This is a genomic window from Haloterrigena gelatinilytica, from assembly GCF_013342145.1.
Lineage (GTDB): Archaea > Halobacteriota > Halobacteria > Halobacteriales > Natrialbaceae > Haloterrigena > Haloterrigena gelatinilytica.
In genome coordinates this window covers 36,946-50,599 of sequence record NZ_JABUQZ010000002.1, presented here as the reverse complement: position 1 = coordinate 50,599, position 13,654 = coordinate 36,946, and the positions used below count along the sequence as shown (strand labels likewise).

Genomic DNA, 13,654 nt, shown 5'->3' with positions numbered 1-13,654 from the left:
CGATAACAGTCGCCGAAACCGGTCGCTATCCGAACCCGGCTACCGCGGCGCGGTGTGATCCGGTTTCTGGAGCGGCCGACCCGTTCGTTTCGTCGCTTCGGTCAGTTAGCGTCTACGCGGTTGTTGTATAGAGTCTAGCAAAAATACAGATAGCCGAACAAGGTCTCTCTGTATCTAATATAGTTAAACTTAACACCGGTTGTTTGCCACTGAGTGGTATGGCAGAACACAACAGTGAGTTCGAGCGGATCTTGACGAAGAAAGATCTTTTCGTGCTCGCGTTCGGCGCGATGATCGGTTGGGGATGGATCATTCAGACGGGGTTCTGGATCGACGAGGCGGGCGTGTCCGGTTCGGTGCTCGGCTTCGTCGCGGGCGCGATCATGGTCAGTGTCGTCGGACTGATCTACGGAGAGCTCGCTTCGGCGATGCCGTTCGTCGGCGGCGAACACGTGTACAGTTTCCGCGCGCTCGGCCCGCTCTGGTCGTTCGTATGCACGTGGTCGCTCGTCCTCGGCTACGTCGGCGTGGTCGTCTTCGAAGTCGTCGCGCTCCCCTCGGCGATGGCGTACATCGTACCCGGATTCAACGTCTTCGAGCTCTGGACGGTCGCCGGCGAACCCGTGTACGCGTCGTGGATCGTCGTCGGGGGCCTCGGTGCGATCGTGATGACCGCACTCAATTACCGGGGCGTCAAACCGGCGGCACAGTTCCAGACGCTGCTGACGCTCGTCATCGGCCTTGCGGGAGTCATGCTCGTCGTCGGGGCCCTGTTCAACGGCCAGTCACAGGCGAACCCGCCGCTGTCGTCCGTCGGAACGGCCGGCGTCGCCACGGTCGCGATCATGACGCCGTTCATGTTCGTCGGCTTCGACGTCATTCCGCAGTCCGCCGAGGAGGCCGACGTCTCGCCGCGTCTCATCGGGCTCCTCATTCCGGCGTCGGTAAGTCTGGCCGCGCTGTTTTACATCGGCGTGATCTGGGCGTCCGGCCAGGCGATGCCCGGCGCCGAACTCGTCGAGAGCCCGCTGCCGGCCGCCGCGGCCATGGAAGCGATTTTCGACAGTCAGCTGATCGGCCGTATCATGGCGCTGGCCGGTATCGCGGGCATCCTGACGAGCTGGAACTCCTTCCTCCTCGGTGCCAGCCGCGCCGTCTTCGCGCTCTCGGACTCCGGGATGATTCCGCGACGGATCAGCTCGCTCCATCCGGAGTACAACACCCCGTCGACGGCCGTCGTCCTCATCGGCGGACTCTCGATCTTCGCGCCGCTGTTCGGCGAACAGATGCTGGTCTGGATCGTCAACGCGAGCGGCCTCGGACTCGTCGTCGCGTGGTTCCTCGTCGTCATCTCGTTCTTCGTCCTCCGCTACCGGGAGCCCGAACTGAACCGACCGCTGGAGCTCCCGTTCGGCTACGCGTTCGGCGCCGCGGGACTGGTCCTGACGGCCGTGTTCATCGGCCTCTACCTCCCGGGCGGTCCGTCGGCGCTCGTCTGGCCCTACGAGTGGGCGATCGTCCTCCTCTGGGCGGTACTCGGCGCGGTGCTGTACGGGGTCTCGTCGACGGACTCGGACCTCGAGCTGGCGGACCTGAAAACGGAAGAACTCGAGTAGGACCGCGGGCGTCTCCGAGCCGTCGTTCGGCGATCGCTCGCGGCGCAGTTAGTCGTCGTCGACGGCCTCGATCAGCGTGTCGAACTCGAAGTCGTTCAGCGGATAGGACTCGTTCTTGACCGTCTCGACGACGAACTGGGAACTCGTCCGGACGACCTCGTCGATCGACTCGTAATCGCTGATGAGACGGTGGACCATCTTCCGGTCGGACAGGTGTGAGATGACGATGAAATCGGTGTCCCCCATCGTGAAATACACCTGATTGACGCCTTCGATGTCGGCGAGTTTCTCGCCTACCTCCTCGTGATACTGCTCGTCGTACTCCGCGGTCACTTCGGTGACGACCGTGATATCGAGCCCTAACTGTTCGAGGTCGACGTCCAGCAGGTCGTTGGTCACGACGCCGTCCTCTTTGAGTTTCGAGAGTCGGTAGTGGACGGTCGACTTCGGAATGTCCGTGTACTCCGCGATCTCGTCGGGACTTCCCGTTCCGAGTTCCGCGACGGCCTGCAGGATACGCACGTTTCGCTCGTCCATGTCCTAACCAATGAAATACGGCAATAAACAATGTTCGAACGCTGCCTCCGTTTCGGGCCGAAAGTCGGACTCAGTTCAATGGGTCTGTCGCGGGCGGCTTCCTCGCGTCGATCGCCGCGGATCGAGAACGGCGGTGGCGGCCGCTGAACTGAACTGCATCCTACACAATATATTTTATTAGTATGCAGTCCAGAAGTGTATGGTATGTCCGAACAGAAAACCGATTCGGCCGGCGGACGGTCGTCGAACGAGTCCGTCGTCGCGGCCTACGACGACTACGTGACGCCGATCTGGAAGTCGCTGAACGTTCCCGTCGAACGCGCTTCGGGCTGTACGCTCGAGGACGCCGACGGCAACGAGTATCTCGATGTCTTCTCTGGGATCTCGGTGACCAACGTCGGTCACGGGAACGAGGCCGTCGTCGACGCGGCGAAAGAACAACTCGACACGTTCGTTCACGGCTGTTCGTACGTCCACCCGAACGAACCGGTCGCTGACCTCGCCGAGCGGATCGCTGAGGTGACGCCGGGTGATCTGCAGAAGTCGTTCTTCTGTAATTCCGGGACGGAGGCCGTCGAGGGTGCGATCAAGCTGGCGCGGAAGTACACCGGCTCCAAAGAGGTCATCGCCCTGGAGATGGGGTTCCACGGTCGGACGCTGGGGAGCCTCGCCCTGACGGGGAACAAGGCGTACAAACAGGGAATGGCGCCGACGATCAACGACGTCGCTCACACGGCGCCGCCGTACGGCTACCGCTGCCCGCGCTGCGAGGGCGAGCAGTGCGACGCCGACTGCGCCGACGAACTCGAGCGGGTCATCGGCTCGCACACGAGCGGCGACCTCGCCGCGGTCGTCGTCGAACCGGTAATGGGCGAGGCCGGTATCATCGTCCCGCCCGAGGGCTGGCTCGAACGGGTTCAAGAGATCACCCACGACCACGGCGCCCTGCTCGTCCTCGACGAGGTCCAGACCGGGTACGGTCGGACGGGCGAGCTATTCGCGAGCGAACACTTCGACGTCGAGCCCGATATCCTGACGCAGGCGAAGGGCATCGCGAACGGGCTCCCGCTGGGCGCCTTCACCGCGCCCGCGGAGATCGCCGACGCCTTCGAGTCCGGCGATCACCTCTCGACGTTCGGCGGCAACCCCGTCGCCTGCGCCGCCGCGCTGGCGACCATCGACGAACTACAGGGCGGGATCGTCGACGACGCCCGCGAGCGCGGCGAGTGGCTCGGCGACGAACTCGCGGCCCTCGAGGAGGAATATGGCGTCGTCGGTCAGACCCGCGGCCTCGGCCTGATGTGGGGCGTCGAACTCGTCGAACCGGGAACGACGGGGCCCCAGAACGTCGCCCCGGCACCGGACGCCGACCTCGCCGCCGCCGTCAGCGAACACCTCCGCGAGGAGTCGAACGTCGTCATGGGCGTCGGCGGCTACTACAAGAACGTCATGCGGTTCCAGCCTCCGCTGACGATCACGCGCGACCAGCTCGAGGTCGCTCTCGACGGGCTCCGGTCGGCGCTCGAGGCGGCGACCTGATCGCTCGGAAGGCGATCTCAGTCATCGGCGACGTCGACCATCGCCGATACCCACCGTCGCCGAGTCGACGTTGACGACGGAGCGCTTGCGTCCGCGGGCCGAACCGACTTCGGGATCGAGTCCGTACGCCGTTCGATGCGCTTTCGATCCGCCGCCGGCGAGACCGACCAATCGACGCGTAAATCGACACCGGACGCGACCGAATCCGCCCCGAGCGAGTCGCCCGTTCGAACGTTCCTGCTCGTCGCCGTCGGAACCGCCGCCGTCGCGTACGTCCTCTCGCGACTTCGCTCGTCGGGCGACGGCGGGGGCGTCGACGCGCCGCTCGAGTCGGTTCGCGAGCGGACCGCGGCCACCGTCCCGGACGCGGTCGAGGAGCGGGTCGCGGCGGCCGTGCCCACGGAGTCGCAGCCGATTCCGATCGGCGGCCGCGGGTCCGACGAAGGCGAGGGCTCCGAGGGAGCCGACAGCGGCGCGGAGTCCGCAGATATCGGCGACGCCGCACCGATCGACGAGTCGGACGTCAACGCCGACCTCGCCGACGAGCCGTCGCCCACCAAGGTCTCCTCGGGAACCAGCGAGGAGATTCAGGACAAACCGGCCGAACCGGGCGAGATGGCGGTCGACGAGGACGTCGAGGAACTGGTCGACGACGTGGACGGCGAAGAAGCGGACGCTGACGAATCGGAGACGGAGGCGTCGGGGACGGACGAGTCGGAGATATCAGAGGCGGACGAATCGGACGCCGACGAGGAGTAGCGGTGTTCGCCGGCGTGCCGAACGCGCGGTGCGCGTCGTCCCCGCGGTCGAATTTGTGCGAGATGCTCGAGTCCCTCGACCGGCCGTCGAAACGCCAGCCGGTCTGACCGGGAACGTGGTGCTTATCCGGGTCTCGCCCCTAGCGCGCAGTGATGAGTGAGGGCGACGTCGCGGCGTTTACGCACCTCGGATCGACCGTTCGCGGGGCGCTGTCCGAACGCGGGTTCTCGACGCCGACGGCACCGCAGCGACTGGCGATTCCGCCGCTGTCGGCCGGCCAGCACACGCTCGTGATCGCGCCGACCGGGAGCGGCAAGACCGAGACGGCGATGTTGCCCGTTTTCGACCACCTCGTCGCCGAGGGAGGGCCGCCGGAGGGGTTCGGCGCGCTCTACATCACCCCGCTGCGGGCGCTCAACCGCGACATGCGCGAGCGCCTCGAGTGGTGGGGCGAGTACTTAGATCTCGAGGTGGACGTTCGCCACGGCGACACGACCCAGTACCAGCGGGGGAAACAGGCCGAGGACCCGCCAGACGTCCTGGTCACGACCCCCGAAACCGTTCAGGCGATGCTCACCGGCGAGCGGCTGCGCGAGGCGTTGCAGGACGTCTCCCACGTCGTGATCGACGAGGTCCACGAACTCGCGGCCTCCAAGCGGGGGGCACAGTTGGCGATCGGCCTCGAGCGGCTGCACGACCTCGCCGGCGACATGCAGCGGATCGGTCTCTCTGCGACGGTGGGCGATCCGGGGGAGGTCGGCCAGTTCCTGACGGGCGGCCGTCCCTGCGAGATTCGAGAGATCGACGTCGGGAGCAACGTCGACGTCGCCGTTCGCAACCCGGAGATCACCGACGAGGACGAGCGGCTCGCGGGCGAACTGATGACCGAACCGGACACGGCCAGCCACGTCCGGTTGATTCGCGATATCGTCGCCGAGAACGAGTCGTCTTTGATATTCGTCAACACGCGACAGACGGCGGAGGCGCTGGGATCGCGGTTCAACGAACTCGACCTGCCGATCGGGGTCCACCACGGCTCGCTCTCGAAGGAGGCCCGCATCGAGGTCGAGGATCGGTTCAAAGCGGGCGAGTTGGACGGGCTGCTCTGTACGTCCTCGATGGAACTGGGAATCGACGTCGGTCGGGTCGACCACGTCGTCCAGTACAAGAGCCCGCGGCAGGTGACGCGATTGCTGCAGCGAATCGGACGGGCGGGGCACCGACAGGACGAGGTCTCGAGCGGCACCATCGTCACGACCCGGCCGGACGACACCTTCGAGGCGCTTTCGATCGCCCGCCGGGCCCGCGACGGCGAGGTCGAACCGGCCGCGATCCACGAGGGGAGCCTTGACGTCGTGGCCAACCAGATCCCGGGGATCGTCCAGAGCCGCGGCGACACCCGCTTTCGAGAGGCCTACGAGACGATCACGCGCGCGTATCCGTTCCGCGACGTGCCCGAGGAGACGGTCCGCGAGGTCGCCTCGGAGCTCCACCGCAACCGGATCGTCTGGTTCGACGAGGGCGAGGACCGCCTCGAGACGACCGGCGGGACCTGGCAGTACGTCTACTCGAACCTCTCGATGATCCCCGACGAGGAGACCTACGAGGTCCACGACATCGCCTCGGGCCAACAGATCGGGACCTTAGACGAGCGGTTCGTCGTCAACTTCGCCCAGCCCGGCGAGGTCTTCATCCAGCGCGGCGAGATGTGGCGCATCGCCGAGATCGACGACGAGGAGGCCCGCGTCAAGGTCAGCCCGATCGAGGACCCCGCCGGCGAGGTGCCGTCGTGGATCGGCCAGGAGATCCCCGTCCCCGCCGCGGTGGCTGGCGAGGTCGGCGAGATTCGGGCCGTCGCGGAGCCGCAGTTATCGGCTGGTGCGGACGCCGCCGCGGTCGGCCGCGAGTTGTCAGGCCGGTATCCCGGCGACGAGTACACGCTGACCGAGGCCTGCGAGCAACTCGAGCGACAGGTCGACGCGGAGGCGCCCATGCCGACGGCCGACCGGCTCGTCTTAGAGCGCCGGGGTCGGACCGTCGTCCTGAACGCCCCCTTCGGCCACACGGCCAACGAGACGCTCGGTCGCGTGCTCTCCTCGCTGCTCGGCCAGCAGGCGGGCTCTTCCGTGGGGCTGGAGACCGATCCCTACCGGATCGAACTCGAGGTGCCGAACTCGATCGCGACCAGCGATATTCTGGCGGTGCTCGAGGAGACCGATCCCGGCCACGTCGAGGCGATCGTCGAACTCGGGCTGAAGAACTCCGACGCGCTGGCCTTCCGGCTGGCGCAGGTCTCGGCGAAGTTCGGCGCGCTCAAGCGCTGGCAGAGCGACGGTTCCGGCCGGCTCTCGAACGAGCGGCTGCTCGCGGCCCTGGAGGACACGCCGATGTACCGGGAGTCGATCCGCGAGGTGTTCCACGAGGATCTGGACGTCGAGCGGGCGAGCGCGGTCCTCGAGGGAATCCAGTCGGGCGAGATCGAACTGGTGACCCACCGCGGGCGGACGCCGGTCGGGCAGGGCGGCCGCTCCTCGGGCGGGAAGGAGCTGTTGGCACCGGAGAACGCCGACGCGAGCGTCATCAACACGGTCCGCGAGCGCCTGCAGAACGATCGGATCATCCTGCTGTGTACCCACTGCAAGGAGTGGAAGGTGAAGACGAAGGTCCGCCGCGTGGCCGACCAGCCCGAGTGCGGGAACTGCGGTTCGACCCGGATCGCGGCGCTGAACCCGTGGGCCGACGAGGTCGTCGACGCGGTCCGCGCCGCGGAGAAAGACGAGGAGCAGGAGAAGATGACCGAGCGCGCCTACCGGTCGGCGAGTCTCGTCCAGAGCCACGGCAAGCAGGCCGTCATCGCGATGGCGGCCCGCGGCGTCGGCCCGCACAACGCCGCCCAGATCATCAACAAGCTCCGGGAGGACGAGGACGAGTTCTACCGCGACATCCTCTCGAAGGAACGCGAGTACGCGCGCACCCAGTCGTTCTGGGACTGAACCGGATGTCGACCGCCGCTCGCCGGCGTCGGTGCGGCCGGCCCTGATCGAACCGGCGCCGCCTCATCGATCGTTTCGGGCCCAAAGCGGTTAGATTGCCAAGGGATAGTGCGGCTCGCGAACCCAGTCCTTATTATTGCGACCGGCAAAGGACGGGCAATGGGATCGGGCCCTCCATCGACGCCCTCCGCCGGAAATACGGACCAGCAGGTGTTCTCGAGCGGATTCGCCACCGGGGACCTGCTCGGTGCGGCGGACGTCGCCGCCTTTCGCGTCGGAGCGGACGGAACGATCGCCGCGGTCAACGACGCCTTCGCGTCGCTGACCGGCCACGACCGCTCGGAGCTGGTCGGAACGTCGTTCACGGAGCTCACGGCGGACGACGAGCCGACGCTCGAGTCGCTGGTCGACGACGCGGCCGATGCGGGCCCGCTCTCGGAGCAGTTCTCGCTCCGGACGAACGCGGAGACGACGATCGTCGTCACCGTCCACCTCGACGTCCGCGAGACCGACGACGGCCCCCACCTCGCGGGCGTCGTCAACCGGCGGCCGACCTCCACGGAGTCGGTTTCCGACTCGGATCTCACCTACGGCCGGACGTTTCAGGCGCTGGCCAACGCGCTCCCCGACGGCATCATCATCCTCGATACGAACAGCGACGTCCAGTACGCCAACCCCGCCGTCGAACGGATTCTCGGCCACGACCCGGACGAACTCGTCGGCTCGAGCAAGGTCAACATCATCCCGCCGCGGCTGCGACAGGCCCACCTCGACGCCCTGCAGAACTACCTCGAGACCGGCGAGCGGAACTTAAACTGGACCTACGTGGAGCTGCCCGGGCAGCACAAGTCGGGTCACGAGGTCCCGCTGGGCGTCTCGCTCAACGACTTCACCTACGACGGCGACCGCTACTTCGTCGGGCTCTTTCGGGACATCTCGCCGCGAAAGGAGGCCGAACGGACGCTCAAGGCCAAGGTCGCCCAGCTCGAGTCGATCGCCTACCTCGGCCGCCACGCGCTCGAGGAGGGCGACGCCGACGACCTCCTCGAGAAGGCGACCGAACTCGCCAGCGCGGCCCTCGAGGTCGACTGCTGCGTCGCCTTCGAGTACGACAGCATCGGAACCGCCCCCGGGACGGTCGGACCGGGCGCTCCGACGACCGATGTCGGCATCCGGATGGCCGGCTCGGACGACGACGCCTTTCGGGTTCGCGCGACCACCGATTGCGACGAGCCCCTGCTCGAACGCGAGTGCGAGCGGTCGGCGTCGACCGAGTCGCTGGCCGGCGCCACGCTCGCGTCGGACGAGCCGATCGTCGTCGAGGACGTCGCGACCGACGACCGGATCGACGCGCCCCACCTGTCCGACGAGGGGATCCACAGCGGGCTCGGCGTGACGATCGGCCCGATCACCGACCCGTGGGGGGTCCTCGTCGCCTACGACGACCGAGACGGGGAGTTCGCCGACCACGACGTCGACTTCCTCGAGAGCGCCGCGACGATCATCGCGACCGCGCTCGAACGCCAGGCGTACGAACGCCAACTGAGCGAGACGGTCGACGAGCTCGAGGCCTCGAACGAACGACTCGAGCAGTTCGCCTACGCGGCCAGCCACGACCTCCAGGAACCCCTGCGGATGGTCTCGAGCTATCTGGGGCTGATCGAGAGTCGGTACGCCGACGAGCTCGACGAGGACGGGCGGGAGTTCATCGAGTTCGCGGTCGACGGCGCCGAGCGCATGCGCGAGATGATCGACGGCCTGCTCGAGTACTCCCGGATCGACACGCAGGGCGAACCGTTCGAGCCCGTCGATCTCGAGGCCGTCTTCGAGGACGTCCTGACGGACCTGCAGATGATGCTCGAGGAGTCCGACGCGGAGATCACCGCCGAGTCGCTGCCGACCGTCCGCGGCGATCCCACGCAGCTCCGGCAGTTACTGCAGAACCTGTTGTCGAACGCGATCGAGTATTCGGGGGACGAGCCGCCGCGGGTGCACCTCGAGGCCGAACGGTGTGGCCGAAGGTGGCGGGTCTCGGTCGAAGACGAGGGGATCGGAATCGACCCCGAGGACGCCGACCGGATCTTTCAGGTGTTCCAGCGGCTGCACAGCCGCGAGGAGTACGACGGGACCGGCATCGGCCTCGCGCTCTGTCGGCGCATCGTCGAGCGCCACGGCGGCGAGATCTGGGTCGACGCCGAATCAGGCGAGGGGGCGACGTTCTCGTTTACCCTGCCTCGAGCCGAGACGGACGTGTAGCGGCTCGGGGACGGCGTCATCGTCTCGAGGGTGGGGTCGTCAGTACTGTTTTGGATGGTGTGCAGACCGGCGGGTCTCGGCGGTGACGCGGGCGGTAGCGTCCCGGAGCGGCCGCGGGGCACCGTAACGGCCATACGAATCGATCGCGTGTATGTCCGTATGAACTTCGCTCCCGGGGCCTGGAAGTACGCGATCCCGGCCTTGCTCGCCGCGCCGTTCGCGTTGCTGTTCAGCGCGACGGTGAGCCTCATCGCCCTCGCGGTGGGGGCCGGCACCCTCGCGTTCTTCCGCGATCCCGACCGCACCCCGCCGCCGACGGGCGTCGTCTCGCCGGCCGACGGCACCGTCTCGGTGCTCCGCGAGGAAGGCGATCGCGTTCGGTTGGGCGTCTTCATGAACGTCTGGCACGTCCACGTCGTCCGCTCGCCGTTCGACGCGTCGGTGACGGACCTCGAGCACGTCTCCGGCGCGAACCGACCGGCGTTCTCGAAGGAGTCCGATCGGAACGAACGGGTCCACGTCCGCTGCGAGACCGAGTCGTCGAACCTGCCCGACGCCGACGAGAGGGACGACGAGGACCCGCACTCGAGGCCCGACGAACCGGCCTTCGACGCCGAAGTGACGCTGATCGCCGGCGCCTTCGCCCGCCGGATCTTCCCCTACGTCGAGCCCGGCGACGACCTCGAGCGCGGCGAGCGGTTGGGCCACATCGCGTTCGGGAGTCGGGTGGACGTGCTCTTTCCCCCAGAGGTGGACCTCGAGGATATTTCGGTGGAGAAAGGCGACTCGATGACGGCCGGTGAGACGGTGGTGCTCGAGAGCGGCGCGCCAACTGGCGGCGAGATCGATCTCGGGGCCGGTTCAGACGTCGATTTCGGGGACCTCGAGGACGAGGGCGGCGACGAGTCGCCCGCTTAACGTGTTTCGTGGAGGAAATTGGCTCAGATGAGATCCTATTTTGATGCTGATAACAAAGGCTAAGTTGACAAGCCTCTAATCTGGGTGTAGATCAGTAACGATGGGACAACTAGCTCGGAAATTAATGCGAGAAGATGAGAAGGAAAATTACGATGCCTACGTTGCTATGGGAGAAGTTCAGTTGGATGAAGAGCGCTCCCAGGACTAATCACAGTTCTTCTAACGCTTGGTCCAGTCTTTCGTAGTCCGGCGAGTGGTGACTAAAGTCAGCGATATCATAGAACTGGTCTACGAAATAGCGGTGCCAGAGATAATATAGCTCGTCTTTACTCCACAGATTATCGAATCGAACATCGATGATGTACTTTCGAAGCAATTTAGACTTGAAGATCGCTGTTTTGTACTGATCATCTTTCCATCTGAATCGTTCGATTCCGTTTAAACCTAAGAGAAGATTTAATGTCGCCATTGCTGTTCTGTGATTGGCGTCAGGAAAGAAATGCAAGCCGACGATAGCCCGTACCCAATGTGCACATTGCTGTGTTACTGGTTCCTTCGTGGGGAATTCTCTCATAACTCGATCGAGATCGGCATTACGAACCACTGAGATTTGATGTTGAACTTGGTGGTACGACAGAATATCCCCGTGATCGTATCTGTGGTCTGGATTTTTGAAATACTCCCGGTTTCGCCACTTGATATCTTCAGGATCTAACTCGCTAAAATCAGTAATTCGCTCGACTTCGGAATCGGAAATATGTTCTCGAAATTCCTGTAGGTCCCTATCTGAATCCACATACTCTTTACCCATATCCGACAATCCATAGAGATCGTGAGTGATTCCCATCACCAAATCTTCACGGACTAATTGCTGACAGCGGAGACGAACGACGTTTTCCCGGAGTCGATTTCACTGATATCTTTCGGAGTAGACGGTGAGTCCGTTTTCAAGTATCGGAGAATATGCCTATCGATCTCCCCAAGAGACCGGTTCGTCTTCATTTATAGACTACTGTAGTGTAGCCGTTGTAAAATGTAGTGTTCGTATTTGAGTGCACTCGAAATGAATACAATCCCGTCGTTCACGGTGAGCCGTTATTATGAGGTGACCGCTACTCCGTAGTCAGTCGCCAGCTCTCGGAACTCGTCCCAGTCAGGGAGACGGTCATCCTCGATGCCGCCACCGGTCTCGAGATACCGACACAGGGCGTCGATTTCGTCCTCGAGTCCGTACGCCGTCGCCCGATCTCGGAGTTCGTCCGCGTCGACGTCGACGCGACTGAGCAGAAGCAGGCAGTAGGAGCGATGGCGAGTGCCGTCGTCGATCAGGAGCGTGTGACAGCACAGGTCCGCCGGCGGGATCGATTCCAGATCGTCGGCGTAGAAGTAGTAGCGACGATCGGGCAGCAGGAACTGGAGGTCGAAGGCCGCGAATCGGGCGAGGCCGGTCTCGTGAAAGCCGTCGGCGTCGATCTCCGTCGCGGTCTGGGCCAGGAACTCGTCGTGATCCGCCCAGAGAATCGTCCCGCTCGGCGCGACCGCCTCGAGTCGCTGTCGATGGAGATGGTGACCGAGTTCGCGGGCGAACTCGTGGAGTCGGTCGAAGTCCCCGTTGAAGCTGTAGGTTCCGTCGTCGCTGCCGACGAGCCCGCGGTCCCGGAGACGCGCGAGCACGCGGTTGACGGTATTGCGGTAGTTGTCGCTCCGCGCGGCGATGTCGGCGACCGTTCGCGGTCGATCCAGGTAGTAGCACACCTCGAGGGCTTTCCCGGCCAGTAGCTCGGGGAAGTCGATGTGGGAGTACTGCCGGACGAGATCCCGGTACACCGCGACCGCTTTGCCGTCGGAGGGTCTGACCCGCTTTCGGCGGCCGTCGCGATCCGCGTAGAGCAGGTTCTTCGCGGCGAGGTCCGCGACGACTCGGGAGACGTAGCTCTCGCTGTGCTCGAGTCTGGCCGCGAGGTCGGCGATCGTGTCGCCCCGTTCGATTGCGGCGAGGGCCTCGAGTTCGCTACTTCGGAGCACGGTGTAACATTGTACGAAGGTAATTTATAAAATGGGTTCGTGTATTGTTACAGCCGGGGGAGGGTACGCGGCAGTGCTCGGATGGACCGAGAAAGCGAAGTCCCGTCGTCCAGTGCTAGATCACTCGACGCACGAGGGCCATGAATTCGTCGGGATCTGCCGGTTTGGCGAAAAAGCCGTTCGCGCCGAGCTCGTCCAGCTCGGGAGCGGCGTATTCCTCGGGGACGCTGGTCAAGACGGTCACTCGAAGCTGCTCCAGTTCGGGATCGCTCCGGATTTCATCGAGGATCTGCGTGCCGTCTACTTGCGGCAGGTTCAGATCGAGCAGCACGATGTCCGGATGCGGAACGTCGGCGAATTCGTTCCGTCGGTGCAGGAAGTCGAGCGCCTCCGTCCCGTCTCTCGTGATATGAAGGGTACTGTCGGTCCCCTGAAGCGCCTCTTCGACCAGCCGCACGTCTCCGGGATTGTCCTCGACTAAGAGGATCTCCGCGCTCTCCGCAGCCCCTTCACCCATGTCACCGGGTTCGGGCTATACGGCAAAAAGGGCGTATCTCGGTTCAGTTGCGTTTGGTGGTTCTATCCCAGTTTAACGGAATTTCTCGCTTTCCTGTCTCACAAGTATTCTTAGAGCTGCTGTAACGCCCGTTGTTATCGCCGTTTCTGGGGAATCTCGGCCGGAACAGACTGTGAGAACGCTGTTTCGGCGTCCCGTCCTCCGAGCGTGTCCTGCTCGTCAGACGTGGTAGAAAATCGACATTTGTAGTTGCCGAATACGTCTCAAGGGGTCGCAGTAGAGCCGTAGCCGGGTGCGTTATGCGGCATCCACAAGACAATCTACTGATATTCACACACTGTCATCGCTCGTTCGGGAGCAGAAGAGAGGGAGAAAGAAGACTGGGTCTTGTATCCGAGATCACCGATTCACATGGACTTGCAGTGAGCGACGTATTAGTGGGCTCGAGTAGAGAACATCCCCAAGGGGACAGCGCCCCACCTCCACCTCCGCAC

The 13,654-nt window shown here is 64.4% G+C and carries 10 protein-coding genes; 6 read left to right on the top strand and 4 right to left on the bottom strand.

The genetic code is table 11. The features are described from left to right. Nucleotides 1–218: 218 nt before the first annotated feature. Entirely contained in the window at nucleotides 219–1,616 is a 1,398-nt protein-coding gene (locus HTZ84_RS21430) for an APC family permease (RefSeq protein ID WP_174682678.1), read from the top strand. Nucleotides 1,617–1,664: 48 nt separating this feature from the next. On the opposite strand, the gene HTZ84_RS21425 is transcribed toward HTZ84_RS21430, so the two are convergent. Continuing rightward, nucleotides 1,665–2,153: an Lrp/AsnC family transcriptional regulator gene (locus tag HTZ84_RS21425; RefSeq protein ID WP_174682677.1), complete on the bottom strand. Its 489-nt coding sequence runs from the start codon at nucleotides 2,151–2,153 to the stop codon at nucleotides 1,665–1,667. A gap of 204 nt (nucleotides 2,154–2,357) precedes the next feature. Between HTZ84_RS21425 and HTZ84_RS21420 the strand changes: the two genes are divergently transcribed. The 5 genes from HTZ84_RS21420 (at nucleotide 2,358) to HTZ84_RS21400 (ending at nucleotide 10,618) form a co-directional block, all read left to right on the top strand. Next, nucleotides 2,358–3,692, top strand: a complete 1,335-nt coding sequence (locus HTZ84_RS21420) for an aspartate aminotransferase family protein (protein WP_174682676.1) — start codon at nucleotides 2,358–2,360, stop codon at nucleotides 3,690–3,692. 135 nt (nucleotides 3,693–3,827) lie between these two features. Beyond that, the gene (locus tag HTZ84_RS21415) at nucleotides 3,828–4,451 is read left to right on the top strand and encodes a hypothetical protein (protein WP_174682675.1); all 624 of its coding nucleotides are present in this window, start codon (nucleotides 3,828–3,830) and stop codon (nucleotides 4,449–4,451) included. A gap of 152 nt (nucleotides 4,452–4,603) precedes the next feature. Next, on the top strand, nucleotides 4,604–7,444 hold the full coding sequence (locus HTZ84_RS21410) for a DEAD/DEAH box helicase (RefSeq protein ID WP_174682674.1): 2,841 nt from the start codon (nucleotides 4,604–4,606) through the stop codon (nucleotides 7,442–7,444). Nucleotides 7,445–7,603: 159 nt separating this feature from the next. Further along, nucleotides 7,604–9,700, top strand: a complete 2,097-nt coding sequence (locus tag HTZ84_RS21405) for a PAS domain-containing sensor histidine kinase (protein ID WP_174682673.1) — start codon at nucleotides 7,604–7,606, stop codon at nucleotides 9,698–9,700. Between the two features lie 159 nt (nucleotides 9,701–9,859). Continuing rightward, nucleotides 9,860–10,618 (top strand): protein sorting system archaetidylserine decarboxylase, encoded by a 759-nt coding sequence (locus HTZ84_RS21400; RefSeq protein WP_174682672.1) that lies wholly within the window; start codon nucleotides 9,860–9,862, stop codon nucleotides 10,616–10,618. A 208-nt stretch (nucleotides 10,619–10,826) separates the two neighbouring features. Here HTZ84_RS21400 and HTZ84_RS21395 read toward each other — a convergent pair whose 3' ends face one another. From HTZ84_RS21395 to HTZ84_RS21385, 3 genes are all read right to left on the bottom strand, one after another. After that, nucleotides 10,827–11,465 carry a Fic family protein gene (locus HTZ84_RS21395; RefSeq protein WP_174682671.1) on the bottom strand — a complete coding sequence of 213 codons (639 nt, stop codon included), beginning with the start codon at nucleotides 11,463–11,465 and terminating at the stop codon, nucleotides 10,827–10,829. A 251-nt stretch (nucleotides 11,466–11,716) separates the two neighbouring features. Continuing rightward, the gene (locus HTZ84_RS21390; RefSeq protein WP_174682670.1) at nucleotides 11,717–12,643 is read right to left on the bottom strand and encodes a MarR family transcriptional regulator; all 927 of its coding nucleotides are present in this window, start codon (nucleotides 12,641–12,643) and stop codon (nucleotides 11,717–11,719) included. 115 nt (nucleotides 12,644–12,758) lie between these two features. Continuing rightward, nucleotides 12,759–13,160 (bottom strand): response regulator, encoded by a 402-nt coding sequence (locus HTZ84_RS21385; RefSeq protein WP_174682669.1) that lies wholly within the window; start codon nucleotides 13,158–13,160, stop codon nucleotides 12,759–12,761. Nucleotides 13,161–13,654: the final 494 nt, after the last annotated feature.